Origin of the sequence: Thalassococcus sp. BH17M4-6 (assembly GCF_049323015.1) — a bacterium.
In the GTDB taxonomy this organism is placed as follows: domain Bacteria; phylum Pseudomonadota; class Alphaproteobacteria; order Rhodobacterales; family Rhodobacteraceae; genus Puniceibacterium.
Window position 1 is genome coordinate 22,881 of the sequence record NZ_JBMPGU010000008.1, and the last position, 16,908, is coordinate 39,788.

At 65.6% G+C, this 16,908-nt stretch carries 19 protein-coding genes; 6 read left to right on the forward strand and 13 right to left on the reverse strand.

The window, feature by feature from the left end; all coding sequences use genetic code 11:
• Positions 1-59: 59 nt before the first annotated feature.
• Positions 60-611: an antibiotic biosynthesis monooxygenase family protein gene (locus ACOXXX_RS12465; RefSeq protein ID WP_422826921.1), complete on the forward strand. Its 552-nt coding sequence runs from the start codon at positions 60-62 to the stop codon at positions 609-611.
• Here the strand turns inward: ACOXXX_RS12465 and ACOXXX_RS12470 are convergent.
• The 5 genes from ACOXXX_RS12470 to ACOXXX_RS12490 all read right to left on the reverse strand — a co-directional run bounded on the left by ACOXXX_RS12470 (position 608) and on the right by ACOXXX_RS12490 (position 4,959).
• A complete protein-coding gene (locus tag ACOXXX_RS12470) occupies positions 608-1,462 on the reverse strand; it encodes a sulfotransferase family protein (RefSeq protein ID WP_422826922.1) in 855 nt (284 codons plus the stop codon). The genes ACOXXX_RS12465 and ACOXXX_RS12470 overlap by 4 nt on opposite strands.
• A 28-nt stretch (positions 1,463-1,490) precedes the next feature.
• Complete coding sequence (locus ACOXXX_RS12475; protein WP_422826923.1) at positions 1,491-2,108, reverse strand: TetR/AcrR family transcriptional regulator; 618 nt, start codon at positions 2,106-2,108, stop codon at positions 1,491-1,493.
• Entirely contained in the window at positions 2,101-2,970 is an 870-nt protein-coding gene (gene ppk2 / locus ACOXXX_RS12480) for a polyphosphate kinase 2 (protein ID WP_422826924.1), read from the reverse strand. Before ppk2 ends, ACOXXX_RS12475 begins: the two co-directional genes overlap by 8 nt.
• A gap of 104 nt (positions 2,971-3,074) precedes the next feature.
• Positions 3,075-4,055, reverse strand: a complete 981-nt coding sequence (locus ACOXXX_RS12485; RefSeq protein ID WP_422826925.1) for an alpha/beta fold hydrolase — start codon at positions 4,053-4,055, stop codon at positions 3,075-3,077.
• On the reverse strand, positions 4,039-4,959 hold the full coding sequence (locus tag ACOXXX_RS12490) for a homoserine O-succinyltransferase (protein WP_422826926.1): 921 nt from the start codon (positions 4,957-4,959) through the stop codon (positions 4,039-4,041). The genes ACOXXX_RS12485 and ACOXXX_RS12490 overlap by 17 nt, the downstream gene beginning before the upstream one ends.
• 354 nt (positions 4,960-5,313) lie before the next feature.
• Between ACOXXX_RS12490 and ACOXXX_RS12495 the strand changes: the two genes are divergently transcribed.
• Positions 5,314-5,883, forward strand: coding sequence for a hypothetical protein (locus ACOXXX_RS12495; protein ID WP_422826927.1), 570 nt, complete (start codon positions 5,314-5,316; stop codon positions 5,881-5,883).
• Here the strand turns inward: ACOXXX_RS12495 and ACOXXX_RS12500 are convergent.
• The 7 genes from ACOXXX_RS12500 to guaA form a co-directional block, all read right to left on the reverse strand.
• Positions 5,880-6,737 (reverse strand): ATPase, encoded by an 858-nt coding sequence (locus tag ACOXXX_RS12500; protein WP_422826928.1) that lies wholly within the window; start codon positions 6,735-6,737, stop codon positions 5,880-5,882. The genes ACOXXX_RS12495 and ACOXXX_RS12500 overlap by 4 nt on opposite strands.
• A gap of 61 nt (positions 6,738-6,798) precedes the next feature.
• Positions 6,799-7,710 (reverse strand): DMT family transporter, encoded by a 912-nt coding sequence (locus tag ACOXXX_RS12505; protein ID WP_422826929.1) that lies wholly within the window; start codon positions 7,708-7,710, stop codon positions 6,799-6,801.
• A gap of 241 nt (positions 7,711-7,951) precedes the next feature.
• Positions 7,952-9,235, reverse strand: a complete 1,284-nt coding sequence (locus tag ACOXXX_RS12510; RefSeq protein WP_422826930.1) for an outer membrane protein transport protein — start codon at positions 9,233-9,235, stop codon at positions 7,952-7,954.
• A gap of 111 nt (positions 9,236-9,346) precedes the next feature.
• Positions 9,347-10,216 (reverse strand): DMT family transporter, encoded by an 870-nt coding sequence (locus tag ACOXXX_RS12515; protein WP_422826931.1) that lies wholly within the window; start codon positions 10,214-10,216, stop codon positions 9,347-9,349.
• A 31-nt stretch (positions 10,217-10,247) separates the two neighbouring features.
• A complete protein-coding gene (locus tag ACOXXX_RS12520; protein ID WP_422826932.1) occupies positions 10,248-10,520 on the reverse strand; it encodes a putative quinol monooxygenase in 273 nt (90 codons plus the stop codon).
• A gap of 462 nt (positions 10,521-10,982) precedes the next feature.
• Positions 10,983-11,120, reverse strand: coding sequence for a hypothetical protein (locus ACOXXX_RS12525; protein ID WP_422826933.1), 138 nt, complete (start codon positions 11,118-11,120; stop codon positions 10,983-10,985).
• Between the two features lie 19 nt (positions 11,121-11,139).
• Positions 11,140-12,702, reverse strand: a complete 1,563-nt coding sequence (guaA, locus tag ACOXXX_RS12530; RefSeq protein WP_422826934.1) for a glutamine-hydrolyzing GMP synthase — start codon at positions 12,700-12,702, stop codon at positions 11,140-11,142.
• Between the two features lie 68 nt (positions 12,703-12,770).
• Here guaA and ACOXXX_RS12535 point away from each other — a divergent pair, with 68 nt between their 5' ends.
• The 3 genes from ACOXXX_RS12535 (at position 12,771) to ACOXXX_RS12545 (ending at position 15,181) form a co-directional block, all read left to right on the forward strand.
• Positions 12,771-13,115 carry a Lin0512 family protein gene (locus ACOXXX_RS12535; protein ID WP_422826936.1) on the forward strand — a complete coding sequence of 115 codons (345 nt, stop codon included), beginning with the start codon at positions 12,771-12,773 and terminating at the stop codon, positions 13,113-13,115.
• Complete coding sequence (locus ACOXXX_RS12540) at positions 13,112-13,468, forward strand: Lin0512 family protein (protein WP_422826937.1); 357 nt, start codon at positions 13,112-13,114, stop codon at positions 13,466-13,468. Before ACOXXX_RS12535 ends, ACOXXX_RS12540 begins: the two co-directional genes overlap by 4 nt.
• A gap of 168 nt (positions 13,469-13,636) precedes the next feature.
• Positions 13,637-15,181, forward strand: coding sequence for a trimethylamine methyltransferase family protein (locus tag ACOXXX_RS12545; RefSeq protein WP_422826938.1), 1,545 nt, complete (start codon positions 13,637-13,639; stop codon positions 15,179-15,181).
• Positions 15,182-15,247: 66 nt separating this feature from the next.
• Here ACOXXX_RS12545 and ACOXXX_RS12550 read toward each other — a convergent pair whose 3' ends face one another.
• Positions 15,248-15,544, reverse strand: a complete 297-nt coding sequence (locus ACOXXX_RS12550; protein WP_422826939.1) for a DUF6477 family protein — start codon at positions 15,542-15,544, stop codon at positions 15,248-15,250.
• Between the two features lie 228 nt (positions 15,545-15,772).
• Between ACOXXX_RS12550 and ACOXXX_RS12555 the strand changes: the two genes are divergently transcribed.
• Positions 15,773-16,885: a DUF6456 domain-containing protein gene (locus tag ACOXXX_RS12555; protein WP_422826940.1), complete on the forward strand. Its 1,113-nt coding sequence runs from the start codon at positions 15,773-15,775 to the stop codon at positions 16,883-16,885.
• The last annotated feature ends 23 nt before the right edge of the window (positions 16,886-16,908 follow it).

Here is a 16,908-nt window from a genome sequence, read left to right on the forward strand (position 1 = left end):
GTCGCGCTTTTTGCTGTCGGGGTCAATGTCGCTTAGGGTGCTTCAAAAGGGGGTGCGCGATGCATGCGCTGTTTTTCGAGATGACGCCCCGGCCCGGGCATCTGGAGCATTACTTTGATCACGTGGCGCGCCTGCAACCGGCGTTGGCGCGGCATGAAGGGCTGTTGTTCCTGGATCGCTACGGCGCGCGGGGCCGCGACGATCTGCTGCTGTCGCACCAGCTTTGGCGCAGCGAGGACGACATCATCGCCTGGCGGAAGGATGCCGATCATCGCCGTTCGCAATCGGCGGGGTATGCCAAACATTTTGCCGACTACCGCATCCGCGTCGGGGAACGCATCGATCCTGCCGCGCCGGGCGCCAAAGGCGGGCACTGTGTGCTGGCGGTTTATGGTATGCGGGCCCCGGACGATCCGCAGTTCCGGGTTTTCGACAGTTTCAAGCGGGAAGGGCAGACCGTTGCCCTGGCCGACCTTGACAGCCCGGACCGGGCCGCCGCGGTTTTCGAAGTCGTGAACGGGACGGCGGGCGTGGAGGAGGTGGCGCTTTACGCCATCCTGCGGGACTATGGTCAGCATGACCGCGCGCAGGCACCGCAGGCCTTTGGTTAGGCCAGATGCCCCGCGTGGGGCCAAAGGCGCAAGACCTCGGGGAACCGCTCTGCGCAGGCGGCGTAATCCGCTTCGAAATGCGGAAAGGCCGCGCGGGCCAGGTCCGGCGGAACCGATGACGTGTCCCCGGCGGCATTGACCCGTTGTGCGCCGGCCTCGGGCCGCGACGGCACCCCGGCAAAGCGGCTGAGCCGGTCGATGGTGTCGGGCGCGAAGAGCGTCTCATAAAGCGTGACAAAACGCCGGTCGGCGGGGAACACCGCCTCGATCGTCTTGAGCGTGTGGCGATAGGTGTCCTCGGTCGGGGCGCTGGTGCCGGGCCTATGCCGCTCGGCGAAGCCTGCGGCCAGATCGGCGTCGCTTAGTCGGCCCTTGCGCTGTTGCATCTTCAGGATCGACCAGGCGCGCTCGATCGGGTCGCGCAAGGACAGGATCACCTTGACGGCGATGCCACGGTCGGCAAATCGCTGGTCGATGTCACGCAGGACAGGCGCGGGCAGGCGGGCATAGACCGGGGTGATGTCACCCGTAAGCGCGATGCCGGGTTGCGCCAGCAGCGCGGCGAAATAGTCGAAATACCGCGCCGGATCGCTTTGCAGCTCGTAGCGGAACACATCCGCCTTCTGCGGCAGGCCGACCGCCTTGGCCAAGGTGTTTTCCAGCCGCCGCAGCGGCGACGGGCGCGGCACCCGGAAGCGCGCGGCACTGGGCACGTGCAGCGCGTCCCAGACCTGGTATTCCCCCAGCCGCCCGAAATCCGCATGCGGCGCGGCGTTGAGGTAGGCCTGCACCCAGGTGGTCCCGCATTTCGACGCACCGACGCCCAGAATGAATGTCTTGTCATCTGTCATGCCATCCGGCCCCGCATGCCCTTGATCCTCAGTCGTCCGGTGCGATCAGCCCCAGCCCGCGCAGGTAGACGCCGATGCCCGATTCCAGCAGATCCTCGGGCGGAAAGGGCGACTGGCGACCGGGCGAGTTGCGCGCGAAAAGCTCGACCACCCCGTGGCTCAGCGCCCAGATATGGGCCGAGAACATCGCGGCGGGGGGGCGTTTTTCAGGCGGAATATGCTCGGACAGTTTCTGCGCCGCGCGTTCCAGCACGCCCCATGCCAGGCCCGCGACCTCGGCCAGTTCGGGCGAATGGTTGATCGAAATGCCGCTTTCGAACATCGCGATGTAATGGCCCGGATACTTGCGCGCAAAGGCCAGATAGGCGCGGCCCGTCGCCTCGAACGACGCGAGCGCCGAGGGCTGGCCGGTCTCGTAGGCGTATTCCATGAGATCGACGAAAATCTCGTAGCCCTGTCGCGCGGCCTCGGCGATCAGCTCTTCGCGGCCGTCAAAATGCCGGTAGACGGCGGCAGGGGTGACGCCTGCGGTCTTGGCCGCCTCGGACAGGGTAAAGCCGGTGGGGCCCTTGTCCTCGATCAGCGTGAGCGCGGCATCGACCAGCGCCTGGCGCAGGTTGCCGTGGTGATACCCGCGTTTAGGCATCCCACATCTCGGGCCCGCCGCAGATCGACCGGTCGATCTGGCCAAGCGCCTTTTCGTCCTTGCTGGGATACTCCAGCTGGCTCAGCACGGTGCGGATCGCGACCAGCCGCGCGCGGCGCTTGTCATCCGACCGGATCACCGTCCAGGGGGCTGGCTGGGTGTGGGTCAGCGTCAGGGTTTCGGGGATCGCACGGCTGTAGGCATCCCAGCGTTTCAGCCCTTCGACGTCGATCCAGCTGAGTTTCCACTGCTTCAGCGGATCTTTTTCACGGTCCAGAAAGCGGCGCAGTTGCTCGGCGCGTCCAACATTGAGCCAAAGCTTGAAAAGCCGGATGTCATCCTCGACCAGCATCTTTTCGAAATCCGGCGCCTGGGAAAAGAAGTGCTGGCGCTGCTCGGGGGTGCAGAAGTCGAACACATGCTCGACCACGCCGCGATTGTACCAGGATCGGTCGAAGAACACGATCTCGCCGCCCGCGGGCAGGTGCGGCACGTAGCGCTGGAAATACCACTGCGTCTGTTCGGTGTCCGACGGTTTCGACAGCGCCACGTTGCGTGCGCCGCGCGGGTTGAGGTTTTCGCGGAACCGCTTGATCGTGCCGCCCTTGCCGGCGGCATCGCGGCCTTCGAACACGATGGCGATGCGCTGGCCGGTTTCCTTGGCCCAGCTTTGCATCTTCACCAATTCGATCTGAAGCCTTTCAAGCTCTTTCTCATAGGCCTTGCGCGGCATCCGTTCGGAGTAGGGATAGGCCGGGTCAAGCACGTCGTCCTTGTCCGCGCGCTTGATCGCGTCGCGGATCGGCTTGGGCGCGTCGTCGTTGAAAAAGGCGCTGATCGCGCCGTCGAAAGGTAGGGTCACGGGGGGGATCTCCGGCGTCTGCTCGTGCCCGGGCAATATGGGATGTTAAGCCGCTTAACGCAATCGCTCAGGGTGGGCGAGAATTCGGCGCCCGCGACGGCGTGTCAACGCACCCCGGCGCGGCGGGCGACGCGGTTGATGGCGTCGACGGTGGCCTGGGGCGCGATGTGGTGCGGCATGTGGCCGAGGCCGGGCAGGACGGTGAGGGTGGAGTTGGGCAGCAGCTTGTCCAGCGGGCGCGAATGCACGTCGAGCGGCACGGTGGTGTCGGCATCGCCGTGAATGAGCTCGACCGGCAGGGTGAGCGAGGGATAGCGCTCTGACATCTCGACCACATGCGGGCGCAGGGTGTTGACCTGCCGGGCGTTGGCGCGCAGGGACTCGCGTCGCAGGGTCAGGCCGGGGCCCACGTATTGCGCATAGCCTGCGGGGGCCGGATTGGGCGCGAAGATCGATTCGATGGTTTCGTTGATCGTCTCTTCGGTGGCGAAGGCGGTGACGAAGGGCGGCACCACCGCACCACCCAGGCCCGAGCCCAGGACGGTGTAAGATGCGCCCAGACTGCCCGGCCAGGGCATCGTCGCCCCCGCCACGATCACCAGCCCGGCGGCGGGGTGGTTGAGGCCCCAGGCCATGGCCACCGACCCGCCGTAGGAATGGCCCAAGACGATGGGGTTGGTCACACCCAGCTTTTGCGCCGCGGCGTTCAGCATTGCGGCCTGTTCGGCGGGGCTTTCGGCGGTGTTGGTAAAGGCGCTGTCGTAGCGGTCGGCGGCGCGGTCGGTATAGCCCAGTCCGGGCCGGTCGAAGACGATGACGCGGTAGCGGTCCTTGACCCGGTTAACAAAATCGAAGGTGAAGTCACGAACATTGCCGCTGGCCCCGTGGATCAGCACCAGATCGGGGCCGCTGCCGGTGACGACCGCGTGCACGCGGCGACCGTCAACCTCGACGAACTGGCCCAGGGGGGGCCATTCCTCGATTGCCTGCGCTTCGCGCTTGTCGGCGCGGTTATCGACGAGGGCGGTGCAGCCGGCCAGCAGCAGCAGGGCAAGGACGGAGAGGGCTTTAGTGGCGGCTGTCATGGTAATCGTACGGCGTTGACTGATAAATCTCGTTGATCCAGTTGCCATATAGAAGGTGCGCGTGGCTGCGCCAGCGGTTCTGCGGATTGTTGCCGGGATCGTTACCGGGATAGTAATTGTCCGGCACGTTGATCGGCGTGCCCGAGGCCACGTCGCGGTCGTATTCCTGTTTCAGCGTGTCGCTGTCATATTCCAGATGATTGAAGATATAGAGCGCCCGGTGCGCCGGATCCTCGACCAGGCAGGGGCCGGTCACGTCGCTGTCGATCAGGATCGGCAGGCCCGCCGCCGCGATCTCGTCCCGGCGCAGTTCGGTCCAGCGGCTGACCGGGATCACCATGTCGTCGGAAAAGCCGCGCAGGTAGGGCGAGGCGGGGGCGAGGTTCTGGTGCCGGATGCAGCCGAAGGCCTTCTGCGCGAGCATGTGCTTGGGCACGCCATGGAAATGGTGGATCATCGCCATGCCGCCCCAGCAGACGCCGAATGTGGAATGCACATGGCTTTGCGTCCAGTCGAAGACCTGGGTGAGCTCGTCCCAATAGGTCACTTCTTCAAAGGGCAGGTGTTCGATGGGGGCGCCGGTGATGATCAGACCGTCGAATTTCTCGCCCGTGGCCACGACCTCGGAGAAGGGGCGATAGAACGTCTCCATATGGCTCGCGGCGGTGTTGCGGGTCTGGTGTTCGGACATGCGGATCAGGCTGAATTCGATCTGCAGCGGCGTGGCGCCGATCAGCCGGGCAAACTGGTTCTCGGTCTGGATCTTCTTGGGCATCAGGTTCAGCAGCCCGATCCGCAGCGGCCGGATGTCCTGCCGGGCCGCGGCATCCTCGTCCATGACCATGACGCCCTCGCGGTTGAGGACGTCATATGCGGGCAGGTCTGAGGGCAGTCTGATGGGCATGCGCGGCGTCTTTTGCTGTGGGGTCGGCGACAGATAGGACAGGGGCGCGCGGGGTACAAGTCCGGGCGCCGCGGATCGCCCGTGCGGGCGATACGAGAGACGCTGTCTCTCGTGCTCTCTGGAGTTTCAGCCAAGAAGAAGGGGGGGCGCGGGCGGTCAGCGGTCGGCGAATACCGTGTCGACCTCCGCCGGGCCGCGGACCGTCGCCGTGAAGGCGGACCGTATCGTCCTGCCCTCGTTCCGCGCCAGCGCCTGGGCATCGGTCCAGCGGAGGACGGTATCGGTGTCGTTGGAGTTGACCGGTGTCCCTGCGTCGTGTGCAATTGCCTCGATTCTGACAAAAAGGGCTTTGCAATGAAAAAGACAGTTTACGCGGTTCTCCTTGTGCTGATCGGCCTTCCGGCGGCGGCGCAACAGGATCCTATGGAGGTGCAGCGATGCGTCTGGTCCTGTCTGGCCAATCATGGGCCGAATACCAATCCGGCCTATCACCAATGCGTAGAGCGGGTGTGCGTGCCGATGCAGCAACAGCAGCAGGCCCCCGCCGCACAGGCCGATGCGCGCGAAAGATGGATCGCCGCGCGCACCAGCGCGGGTGTGGGCTATGCGGGTGTGGACGGGCGGCGCGATGGCACCGGCCTTTACTATTTCTGTGGGCAGGGGCAGAGCTTTCTGCGCGTGGTCGGCATCGACGGCGGCGAACGCGGCATGATCATCGATGTGGATGGTCGGCAGTTTCCGCTCAGCTTTCGGCCCAACGCCCGGAACCAGCCGGAATCGACCCTTGCGCCGCACGCTCCGGTGATGCAGGCGCTGCAAAGCGGCAACCGGGTCAAGGTGCTGTCCTACGAACTTGGCGCGATTGTCGATGCGCCGCTTCGTGGATCAAGCCGGGCGCTGGCTCAGGTGATTTCGGGCTGTTAGCCGGGCAAGGCGGCGGCGATCACCGCCTCGAAATCCGCCGGATCGCGGACCGACGCCATGTCGGCGGCCTGCACGGTCACGCCCCAGGTCTGTGCCATCGCCCTGTAGCGCGGCTGGCGATGGGCCAGCGCCTGGGCGTAGGTCCAGCGGATGAAGGCATCAGGGTCGACCGCGTCTTCGCGCAGGCCGTTGCGGTCGAGGTAGTCGGCCCAGACCCGGGCCAGGAATTCCGGCTGGTAGGCCATCGGCTTGGGCGCGCGGTCGAAGCGGCGGATCAGCTCCTCGGTATGGGCGGCGGTGCCTTCGATCCAGACCATCAGGCAATGTTCCGACAATGCCGTGAGGATCGGATCGTCGGCATCCTCGGGATCGACCCATTCGCAGATCGACCCGCCGGTGTCGCAGACGAAATGCGGGTAGCCGTAAAGATCCTGCGCGCGGTCGATGAAATAGGCGGTATCGAGCAGCGCCTGCACCTCGGCCCGTTTGAACTGGTCCTGGCGGCGCTGATAGTCGGCCATCGGCATGCCGCCCTTTGCCGGATCGCCCGGCTTGCCCAGGTAGGTCGAGACCGGCGTGAGGTTGTCGAAGGTGATGTTGGAGCCGATGTAGATCGAATCCGTCATCAGCAGATCGCGCAGAAACGGCACCTTCATCGCCTCGCGCTTGGCGTTGTCGACGATGTATTCGCCCATGTAGCGGGTGCCGATGCGGTAATCGATGGAGTAGTGGAACCAGTCGCCGCCGTCGCGCAGCAGGTTCGACACATGCGTCTTGCCCAGCCCCGACATGGCAAAAAGCACGACGCGCTTGGCGGGCGCGCGGCGCCAGTCATCTGCGGAGGCGTAGATCATCGCGGGAGGCCTTTTGCACCGGGGTCAGCGCCGCCCTTGGTATCCAGCGCCGGCTGTGGCGTCAAATGGTTCGGCGCAACCGGCCCAGAATGCGCCCGTCCAGCACCAGCAGCCCCAGCGCCAGCAGGGCAAAGCCCGCGTAGGCGTTGACGCTCAGGCTTTCGTCGCGCACCAGCGCGCCCAGGGTGATCGCCACCGGAGCGATGAGCAGCGTGACGAGCAGCAGATTGCCCGATCCCGCCACGGCCAGGACGCGGTAGTAGAGCAGGTAGGCAAAGGCCGTGGCGATGAGCGCGTAATACCCGATGGCGGCCCAGGTGCGTGGCGCGAGGTCGAGCGATGGCACGCCTTCGGCCCAGAGCGTCAGCGGCGCCATGATCAGGGTCGATCCGGTCAGCATGCCCGCCGCGGCCACCACCGGCGGCACGCCGCGCAGGCGCGCGCGGCCCCAGGCCCCGGCGCAGGCATAGCTGAGCGTGCCCGCCAGCACCGCCAGCTGCGCGGCGCTGCGGATGTCGAACTGCGCCAGGTTCTGCACCCCAATGGCCGTGGCCACCCCGGCGAAACCAAGCGCGACGCCCACGCCCTTGCGCAGGCTCAGCCGTTCGTCGGCAAAGACCGCCGCCGCCACCAGCACGCCGAAGATCGCGGTGGTGGCGTTGAAGATCGAGGTAAGGCCGGTCGAGATATGCAATTGCCCCCAGGCCATCAGCGAAAACGGCAGCACGTTGTTGAGGAGGCCCATGATCAGGAACGCCCCCCACAGGCGCGGATCACGCGGCAGGGGCAGGCGGCGCAGGCCGACCACCAGCCAGAGCACGCACATCGCCCAGAACGTGCGGTGCAGGACCGAGGTGATGGGGCCGACCTCGTCCAGCGCCACCCGGATCGACAGGAAGGACCCGCCCCAGATCAGCGCCAGCAGGCCAAGTTCACCCCAGGCGCGGGGGGAGAGGGAGGTTTGTGGTGTCATGCATAGGTCTTAGCCGGTCGCCACGGGCCGCGCGATCCGAATCCTGCGCGAAAGGATTCCGGCCATGTTTGACGGTTCGCCATCAGGTGACGACGCTGGGGACTCCGGCTGATCTCCGGGCGCAGTCATGAGGCGTTGGAACAGAGCCTGATCGGGCTGAACGCGCAGCCCCGGGCAAAGAAAAACCGCCCGACAGTGCAGAACTGACGGGCGGTTCTTTCGTTGCGCCAAGGGCCTCTGATCAGAAGACCATCTGCGCTTTGAAACCGATGCCCACGACGTGGTTGTCCTCGAATGACGTGACAGCACGCCCGGCCACGCCGGCATCCGCATCGCCGACCCAGCTGTAGTTCAGGCCGCCCGAGATGTTGAAGGGACCGTCGACATAGCGCATGCCGACCGTCACACCGAACAGACCGTCGGTCGGTCCCAGCGGCGATACGGTGGCGCCGTTGCCTTCGGGTTCATAGGTCAGCGTCAGCGATCCGGCCAAGGCATCGCTGAACTGGCGTCCGATCCCCAGCGTGTAGCGTTCGCTGTCGTCGAGGTTCACAAGGTCCGAACCCAGTGCGGTCGGGATCACGTCAACGGCGGAAAACTCGGTCCAGCGGTAGCTTGCGGTCAGCAGCGTGCCTTCGGCGATGCCGGTCTGGAATTCCACATTCAGCGACTGCGGGGTGACGTAGTCGACTTCGTCCTGCACGATCAGGCCAAAGATGTTCTCTGTCGTGTCGGCGGTGTGGTCGATTTCGGGGCTGTAGGTCACGGCAAAGCGCAGCGCGATTTCCGGGATTTCGTAGGCCGCGCCGATGACGTAGCCCAGGCCGTAATCCTCTTCCATCTCGAAGTCGTAGCCGCCATTGGTGAAGAAGCTGCCGATCTGACCGGTTACCGCGCCGCCCAGGGCCGCGGTCGTGCCCGCGCCATAGGTGCCGTCGATGGCGCCTGCGGCAGCGGCGCTGCCGCCCAGGGCGGCGCCCAGGGTATCGGTGCTCAACGCCGGGGCGCCCGCGGGCAGGCCGCTGTTGAACGTGCCGGCCACCGCCGCGGTCGAAATCGCCTGTGCATAGGCTACACCGTTGAGCTGCACATCTGCCGACACCCGCTCGGCCCGCAGGCCGCCGAAGACGCTGAAACGCTCGGAGAAGGCATAGCGGCCCACGAAGGTCAGCCCGTTGCTGCGCAGGTCGGCGCCGGTGCCGCCAAGCGCGCTGGTGGCGGGGTTGTTTTCGTAGCTGACGTTCGCGCCATACGGCTGATCCAGGATCAGCGTGTAGTTCAGGCGGTCGTTCACCTGGTTGGTGAAGCTCATTCCGAACTGGCTGTAGGTGTCGCCGACGTCGTAGTCGTTGCCCGCGGCATCCGAGCCGGTCACGCTGGGCGTGACAAGGCCGAAGGACACCGACCCTGTGTTGTCGGCATCGAAGATCGACATCACGCTTTGTCCCGACCGGTCAAGCCCGCCCGCCGACGCCGCGCCAGCGGCAAGTGCAAGCGCTGATGCGCCCAGCAGTATTCTGTTCATGGTGGTGGCCCTCATCCCTAAAAGTCCGTTCTCCTCATGCGGGCAATACGTGGCGGGGCAGGCACCGGTCAATTTTGACCGTACGTCAGGTTTACCTATTGCGCCGTAACGTCACGTTTTTGTAACAGGATGCGTTTCGTGCCAGATATTATAGTAATTCGCGCCGAAAATGATCGCGGCGCCCAGCAGCACCAGCGGGTCGAGAGCTTCGGCATAGACCAGTACCCCGACGATGGCGATCACCGGCAACCGGACAAAATCGATGGGCATCACAACCGTAGCGGGAGCGATCCCCAGCGCCGTCGTCAGGCAGAAATGCGCCACCAGCCCGGCGCAGGCGATGAGCGTGATCCACGGCCAGCTGGCCGTGGCGGGCCAGGCGATGTCGCCGTCGATCCCGGCGCAGATGACGCCGAAAACCGCCTGCATGACCGTAAGGTAGAAAAGGATGCAGGTGATGGTTTCGGTCCGCGTCAGCTTGCGGGTAAATACCGCCGACCCGGCAAAGCCGATGGCCGCCAGCGCCGCGGTGACCAGCCCGATGTGAAAGGTCTCTGGACTGGGGCGGGTCACGATAAGAATCCCGATAAAGCCAAAGACGGCGGCGATGCCGCGTGTCCGGGTCAGGCGTTCACCCAGGATAAGCGGCGACAGCACCATCACCCAGAGCGGCGAGGTGAATTCCAGCGCAAAGACCTGCGCCAGAGGAATCACGGTGATCGAATAGAACCACAGGTTCTGTCCGGCAAAATGGCTGAGGTTGCGCACCAGATGCGTGCCAAGGCTGCGCCCAGTGATCTGATGGCGGGTGCGCGCGAGGCTCGAGACGACGACCACGATCAGAACGCCGATCAGGCTGCGGTACATCATGATCTCGAAGGTATCGAGGTCATAGCTGATGGCGCGCCCGGCCACGGCCATCGACGTGAACGAGACGATGGCCCCGATCATCCAGAGACAGGCCCGGATCGTATCGCTCATCTCGGGTGTCTCCTGCTCATTCGGTGCGGCGTCATGCTTCGCTGATCTTGTAGGCGCGGGCAAGCCCTGCGGTGATCTGTCCCCAGGGGCTTTCCGCCGCCCGCGCCTGGTGCGCGTCAAAGGCGGCGCGGTCGGTGAACCGCTCCGACACGGCAAATATGCCTGGCGCGGTTTCCGTCACCTCGAAGCTTTCGCACCCCGGTTCGGCACGGGTGAGCCGGATGTGGTCGGGCAGGGCGGCGCGGACCGCATCCAGCCGGTCGGTCGGGCATGTCAGCGTTCCGGTGAGGTGGATTTTCGGCATGGGGCCGTCCTTGTCGGAGTCATCTTTCGGGCCGGATGGCCCTTGGTACGGGGCGGTAGCTGCCGCTTTGGCAGAGCGCGAGAGTATGGGCGATCAGCGCCGCTGCGGTACAGCAGCCCGCTCAGCCTGTCGAGGGTACCCGGCCGGATGTCGTCAAACAGCCCTGTCAACGACACCTGATCGCCGCAGGTCTCCGGCATCAGAGGGCGGCCCAGAGGCACCTCCATGCAGCCCACATCGTCGGTCTTTGTCTCGTCCAGCCCGCAGGGCTGCGCAAATTCCGCCAGGATGTCGCCATCGCGCAGGCTAAACCGGTCCTAGAGCCGCAGATCGACCGCGCGCAACAGATCGCGCCCAGCCCTTCGACCACTGCCCGGTAGGCCGCGCGCCTCGCCGTCCGCGCTGTCGGAGAAGGCCCCGGCTTGGCGAAGCTGTGAAAGCTTTGCTAGGCGCCGCTGTCGGCTACATAAAACGCGGCGGAATCGTTCTCGGCTCGGCGAGCGGCGCAAAGAGGCTGCGCCCGTCGTCATTGCCCTGAAGGCTGCGCTGGATCGTCGAGGTGCCGGTTTTATGCATCCCGATATGCAGGGTGACGCGCATCAGGCCTGGCTCGCGCGGATCACTCCCATTCGATGGTGCCCGGCGGTTTGGAGGTAATGTCGTAGGTCACGCGGTTGATGCCCTGCACCTCGTTGATGATGCGGGTCGCGGTTTCGCCCAGGAATTCGTGGGTGAAGGGATAGTAATCCGCCGTCATGCCGTCCACGGAGGTCACGGCGCGCAGGGCGCAGGCGAAGTCATAGGTCCGACCGTCGCCCATCACGCCCACGGTGCGCACGGGAAGGATCGCGACGAAGGCCTGCCAGATTTCATCGTAAAGCCCGTGCTTGCGGATCTGGTCGATATAAACCGCATCCGCCTTGCGCAGGATTTCGAGCTTTTCGCGGGTGATCTCTCCGGGGCAGCGGATGGCCAGGCCCGGACCGGGGAAGGGGTGGCGCCCGATAAAGCTGGCGGGCAGGCCCAGTTCGTGACCAAGGGCGCGCACCTCGTCCTTGAAAAGCTCGCGCAGCGGTTCGACCAGCTTCAGCCCCATCTTTTCCGGCAGGCCGCCAACGTTGTGGTGGCTTTTGATCGTGACGCTGGGACCGCCGGAAAAGCTGACGCTCTCGATCACATCCGGGTAAAGTGTGCCCTGAGCGAGGAATTCCGCGCCCTCGATGTCGTTGGCGTATTTCTGGAAGACGTCGATGAACAGCCCGCCGATGATCTTGCGCTTGGTCTCGGGATCGCTGACGCCATCCAGCCTGCCAAGGAACAACTCGGATTCGTCGGCATGGATCAGCGGCAGGTTGTAATGCTCGCGGAACATCGTCACGACTTCCTGCGCCTCGTTCAGACGCATCAGCCCGTGATCGACAAAGACGCAGGTCAGCTGCTCGCCGATCGCCTCGTGGATCAGCACGGCGGCGACGGAGCTGTCGACGCCGCCCGATAGGGCACAGATCACTTTCTTGTCGCCGACCTGTTCGCGGATCTTGCGGATCGCTTCCTCACGGTAGGCATCCATCGTCCAGTCACCGGTAAAGCCTGCATCCTTGACGAAGTTTTCGTAAAGCGTCCTGCCGTTAGGGGTGTGGTGCACCTCGGGGTGGAATTGTACGGCGTAGAACCGCCGCTCCAGATCGGCGGTGACGGCGAAGGGAGCGTTGGGCGAGGTGCCGTAAACGGCGAACCCCGGCGCGATCTTCGAAACGTGGTCGCCGTGGCTCATCCAGACCTGTTCGCGCTCTTCCAGGAACCAGCCCTTGAGCAGGTCGATCCGGTCGGCGCTGGGCGTGACATAGGCGCGGCCGAACTCTGCGGTGCCGTGGCCGCGTTCGACCGTGCCGCCCAGCATCTGCATCATGACCTGTTGGCCGTAGCAAATGCCCAGCACCGGCACGCCCAGCTCGAACACCTTGGCAGGCGGGCGGGGCGATCCTTCGTCGATGACCGACGCAGGCCCACCGGACAGGATCACCGCCTTGGGCGCGAAATCGTCCAGAAAGGCATCCGTCACCAGGTTGAAGGGGTGGATTTCGCAATAGACATTCAGCTCGCGCAGGCGGCGCGCGATCAGCTGCGTCACCTGAGAGCCGAAGTCGATGATAAGAAGGCGGTCATGCTGGGACTGAATCATACGCTCTGATAGGCAGGCCCCGGCGAAAGTGCAATAACGCCTGCAAGGCCAGAACGGGGAATCGCGCGATGCGGCTGCTGACGGAATTCGGAATGGGCACATCGCTGCGCCGGGGCGACTATACAGAGGCCGCGGCGCGTGCGGTGCGCGATGCGCTGTGGCACAATTCGATCAACCTGGCGGAGCTTTTCGGCTTTGACAAATCGGCGATGCAGATCGACGTGCAGATCGGTGTGGCGCAACCCGACGCGGTGGATGTGGAGGCCATCGCGGCGATCTTTCCCTATGGCCAGCCAGTGGTGCGCGTCATGCGGGGCGGGCTCGACATTCCGCGGCCCGACGGCGACGGCCACGCCACGGTCATCGCCAATGCCGCCCTGTCGGTCAGCTTTGACATGGAGCGCGCGACATGAGGCGGATGATCATCGAGATGGGCATGGGCAACGACCTGCACGGGCAGGATTACACCAAGGCCGCAGGCCGGGCCATCGAGGACGCGATGCGGCATTCGTCGCTGCCGATCCTGCCCGCGCTGGGCCTGGATCATGCGGCGATGGAGGTGCGCGTGACCGTGGGCGTCGCGCAGCCGCAGGCGGTGGATTGCGACGCGCTCGCCGCCGCGATGCCGCGCGGTACGGTGACGGTGCGGGCGGTGCGGGGCGGCATGGATGTGACCAACCCCGACACCGGCGAGGTGACGGTCGTGGCCGCTGCCGCGATCGAGGTGTTTTTGCCGCCGCAGGGCGGCTGGCGCCTGCGCGCCTAGGCGGCGGGCAGGGCGCCGGCTGTCAGATCACGACCTTCGCCGCACCTTGACCGGATGTCGCTTTCTCCACTCAAACGGCGCAAACCGCACAAACCGCTTTCTCAGGTCACGATAAACCCGAATGAATCGAACACCCCGGAGTCGTCCGGATACGAGAGGGTTGGGCACATGGCAGAAGCAGAAGCGCGGCGCAGATCCCGGGGAGGCGGCGGTGCCGCACGCCGGGCGGAACGGTCCGCCGTCAGCGTCGAGACCGCCAAGTATATCGAACGCAACATCCCGAACTTCGAGGTGCTGACCGAAGAGGCGCTGGAGATCATCGAAACCAACGCGGAAACCGTGCTGGCCGAGATCGGCGTGAATTTCGTCAACAATCCCGAGGCGCTGAAACGCTGGAAAGACGCGGGCGCGGATGTCGACGGAGAACGCGTGCGCATCCCGCGCGGCCTGGCGCGCGAGCTGTGCAAGACCGCACCGTCGCACTACACCCAGCACGCCCGCAACCCGGCGCGCAACGTCGTGGTGGGCGGCAAGAACCTGGTGCTGGCCCCGGTCTACGGCCCGCCCTTCGTGCACGATGTCGAAAAGGGCCGTCGTTACGCCACGATCGAGGATTTCCGCAACTTCGTGAAGCTGGGCTACATGTCGAAATGGCTTCACCATTCGGGCGGCACCGTGTGCGAGCCGACCGATCTGCCGGTCAACAAGCGGCACCTCGACATGCTGCAGGCCCACATGACCCTGTCCGACAAGCCGTTCATGGGGTCGGTCACCGAACCCAGCCGCGCGCAGGACAGCGTCGAGATGTGCGAGATCCTGTTCGGTAAGGATTTCGTGCAGGACAACACGGTGATGACCAGCCTCATCAACATCAACTCGCCGATGACCTTCGACGACGTGATGATGGGCGCGCTTGAGGTTTATGCCCGCAACAACCAGGCCTGCATCATCAGCCCGTTCATCGTTGGCGGTGCCATGGCGCCGGTGTCGGTGGCGGGCACGCTGACGCAGGTGATGGCGGAATGCCTGGCGGGCATCGCCTACAGCCAGATGATCCGCCCCGGCGCGCCCGTGATCATGGGCGCGTTTGTGACCTCGATCGACATGAATTCGGGCGCGCCCACCTTCGGCACGCCCGAGGCCGCGCATATCACCTATGGCGCTGGCCAGCTGGCGCGGCGCATGGGGCTGCCCTACCGGTCGGCGGGGTCGTTCTGCGGATCGAAGCTGCCCGACGCGCAGGCCGCCTACGAGACCGCGAACAGCCTCAACATGGGTCTGCTGGCGGGCGTCAACTTCATGCTGCATTCCTGCGGCTGGATGGAAGGCGGGCTGGTCAGTTCCTACGAAAAGTTCGTGATGGACGCCGATCAGCTGGGCTGCCTGCATCACCTGGCGCGCGGCGTATCGATGGATGAAAACGCCCAGGCCATGGATGCCATTGCCGAGGTCGGCCCCGGCGGACACTACCTGGGCTGCGCGCATACCCAGGCGAATTTCAAGACGGCCTTCTGGCGGTCGGATCTTTTCGACTACAAACCGTTCGAAACCTGGAGCGAGGAGGGCGCGCGCGACACCATCGCGCTGGCCGGCCTGCGGGTGAAGCGGCAGCTCGAGACCTACCAGCAGCCGCCGCTCGATCCCGGCATCGCCGAGGCACTGGACGCCTACGTCGCCCAGAAGAAAGAGTCGATGCCCGACGCCTTCATGTAGGCTGTCGGGCCGCGGGCCCCCGCGTAGCACGGCGGGCCTGCCACACGCAGGGCGTGCATTTTGCGCTCATGGCGTGACCAGCGTCTGGGTCCGCAGCAGCCGCGCCTCGCCCAGAAGCGCGCACATCACTTCGACGTGCTGGCTGACCCGGTAATCGCCGTTGCGCTGCCGTCTGCGCTGGTCCAGCTCGGCCTCGATCTCCATCAGCTGCATCAGCGCAGGCCCGCTGCGCGGCAACAGCGCATGGCCTAGGATACGCGCGAGGTGCGTCCTGCGATTGTACCCGTCCGCACCGATGCGGGCGGCGCGCAGCAGCAGACGCGGGCGGCGGATGGCGTCAAGCTGGCTCAGAATGTCTTGCATTGAAGTGCTCCCCTTGGCTGTGCGGCAGTGTTTGCACGGCGGGCAGGGGTGTTGCGCCGGGACCGCAGGCAGCGAACGGCGCCTTCAGCACTGTTTACCGTTTTAACACAATCATAAGCTTTGTGCGGCGTTGTTAACGAACAGGTAACAGACGCAACTCAAGGTTGCTCCTTGCCGATATCCGCACGGGGACAGAATTTTGCGGGTCAGGCCAGAAGGGACGAAAAGATGACGAGTTGTGACCACCAGCCCGGGGGCGGAGGATTGCCCGGATGGGTGCCCATAAGCGCGCGGCACTACCTCGCCCATGTGGAAAACGGATTGCCGATCCGGGCGCTGGCCCGCCGCGCGGGGTGCCATGCGTCGACCGTGCTGCGCCAGGTGCGCCGGATCGAGACGCGGCGCGACGACCCTCTGGTCGATGCCGCCCTGCGCCGCCTTGGCGCCACCCACTGCCAGCCCGTTTCCCAGCAGCAAGATCAGGACAAACCCGCCATGAGCTATCAAGATCCCGACGGACCTACCCTGATGGACGATGCCCGACTGACCCGCGAGGCGCGCCGCATCCTGCGCCGCCTGTGCGAAACCGGCGCCGTGCTGGCGGTGGCCGAAGGCATGGAAAACGCGGTCGTGGTCCGCGACACCGGCAACGGCGGCACGACCCGCACCGGCGTCGTGGGCAGTGACGTGGCCCAGGCCATGGCGCTCAAGGCCTGGATCGCCTGCGATGCGCCGGGGCGGATCGCGCGCTACCGGATCACCGCCACCGGGCGGTCGGCGCTGAACCGGATGATCGCGGAACAGGAAAGCCGGGTGCGCGGCTTTGCCGAAAGCCAGACCGGCTTTGCATCGGGCATCGCGCTCGATGCCGCGCTCGACGACACGGATGCGGTGCCCGCACCGGTCAAACCGCGTTATGCGCTGACCGACAGCCCGCTGGCCGCGCTGGCCCGCCGCCGCGACAAGTCCGGCGCGCCGTTCCTGAGCTCGGAGCTGGTCAGCGCCGGCGAACGCCTGCGCGAGGATTTCGAACTGTCGCAACTGGGCGGGCAGGGGATGAACCGCGCCGATGACTTCCTGACCGCGCGCCCTGATCCCGCAGCCCCCGACCGCGGCCCCAAGGCGGCGGAAAACCGGGTGATCCGCGCCATTCAGGACCTGGGGCCCGGGCTGGCCGAAATCGCGCTGCGCTGCTGCTGCCAGCTGCAGGGGCTGGAAACGGCGGAACGGCGCATGGGCTGGTCGGCGCGGTCCGGCAAGATCGTGCTGCGCATCGCGCTGCAGCGGCTCAAGCGCCATTATGAACGCGCGCGCCCGCCCGGCGGCGGCCTGATCGGCTGATCCGCCGCGGGCCCCGGGGGCGC

Coding starts and splice junctions, on each gene's coding strand:
- ACOXXX_RS12465 (WP_422826921.1), top strand. CDS start 60: ATGCATGCGCTGTTTTTCGAGATGACGCCCCGGCCCGGGCATCTGGAG.
- ACOXXX_RS12540 (WP_422826937.1), top strand. CDS start 13,112: ATGAGGCGGATGATCATCGAGATGGGCATGGGCAACGACCTGCACGGG.
- ACOXXX_RS12510 (WP_422826930.1), bottom strand. CDS start 9,235: ATGAACAGAATACTGCTGGGCGCATCAGCGCTTGCACTTGCCGCTGGC.
- ACOXXX_RS12475 (WP_422826923.1), bottom strand. CDS start 2,108: ATGCCTAAACGCGGGTATCACCACGGCAACCTGCGCCAGGCGCTGGTC.
- ACOXXX_RS12490 (WP_422826926.1), bottom strand. CDS start 4,959: ATGCCCATCAGACTGCCCTCAGACCTGCCCGCATATGACGTCCTCAAC.
- guaA (WP_422826934.1), bottom strand. CDS start 12,702: ATGATTCAGTCCCAGCATGACCGCCTTCTTATCATCGACTTCGGCTCT.
- ACOXXX_RS12495 (WP_422826927.1), top strand. CDS start 5,314: ATGAAAAAGACAGTTTACGCGGTTCTCCTTGTGCTGATCGGCCTTCCG.
- ACOXXX_RS12470 (WP_422826922.1), bottom strand. CDS start 1,462: ATGACAGATGACAAGACATTCATTCTGGGCGTCGGTGCGTCGAAATGC.
- ACOXXX_RS12485 (WP_422826925.1), bottom strand. CDS start 4,055: ATGACAGCCGCCACTAAAGCCCTCTCCGTCCTTGCCCTGCTGCTGCTG.
- ACOXXX_RS12525 (WP_422826933.1), bottom strand. CDS start 11,120: ATGCGCGTCACCCTGCATATCGGGATGCATAAAACCGGCACCTCGACG.
- ACOXXX_RS12545 (WP_422826938.1), top strand. CDS start 13,637: ATGGCAGAAGCAGAAGCGCGGCGCAGATCCCGGGGAGGCGGCGGTGCC.
- ACOXXX_RS12505 (WP_422826929.1), bottom strand. CDS start 7,710: ATGACACCACAAACCTCCCTCTCCCCCCGCGCCTGGGGTGAACTTGGC.
- ACOXXX_RS12555 (WP_422826940.1), top strand. CDS start 15,773: ATGACGAGTTGTGACCACCAGCCCGGGGGCGGAGGATTGCCCGGATGG.
- ACOXXX_RS12500 (WP_422826928.1), bottom strand. CDS start 6,737: ATGATCTACGCCTCCGCAGATGACTGGCGCCGCGCGCCCGCCAAGCGC.
- ACOXXX_RS12515 (WP_422826931.1), bottom strand. CDS start 10,216: ATGAGCGATACGATCCGGGCCTGTCTCTGGATGATCGGGGCCATCGTC.
- ACOXXX_RS12550 (WP_422826939.1), bottom strand. CDS start 15,544: ATGCAAGACATTCTGAGCCAGCTTGACGCCATCCGCCGCCCGCGTCTG.
- ACOXXX_RS12535 (WP_422826936.1), top strand. CDS start 12,771: ATGCGGCTGCTGACGGAATTCGGAATGGGCACATCGCTGCGCCGGGGC.
- ACOXXX_RS12520 (WP_422826932.1), bottom strand. CDS start 10,520: ATGCCGAAAATCCACCTCACCGGAACGCTGACATGCCCGACCGACCGG.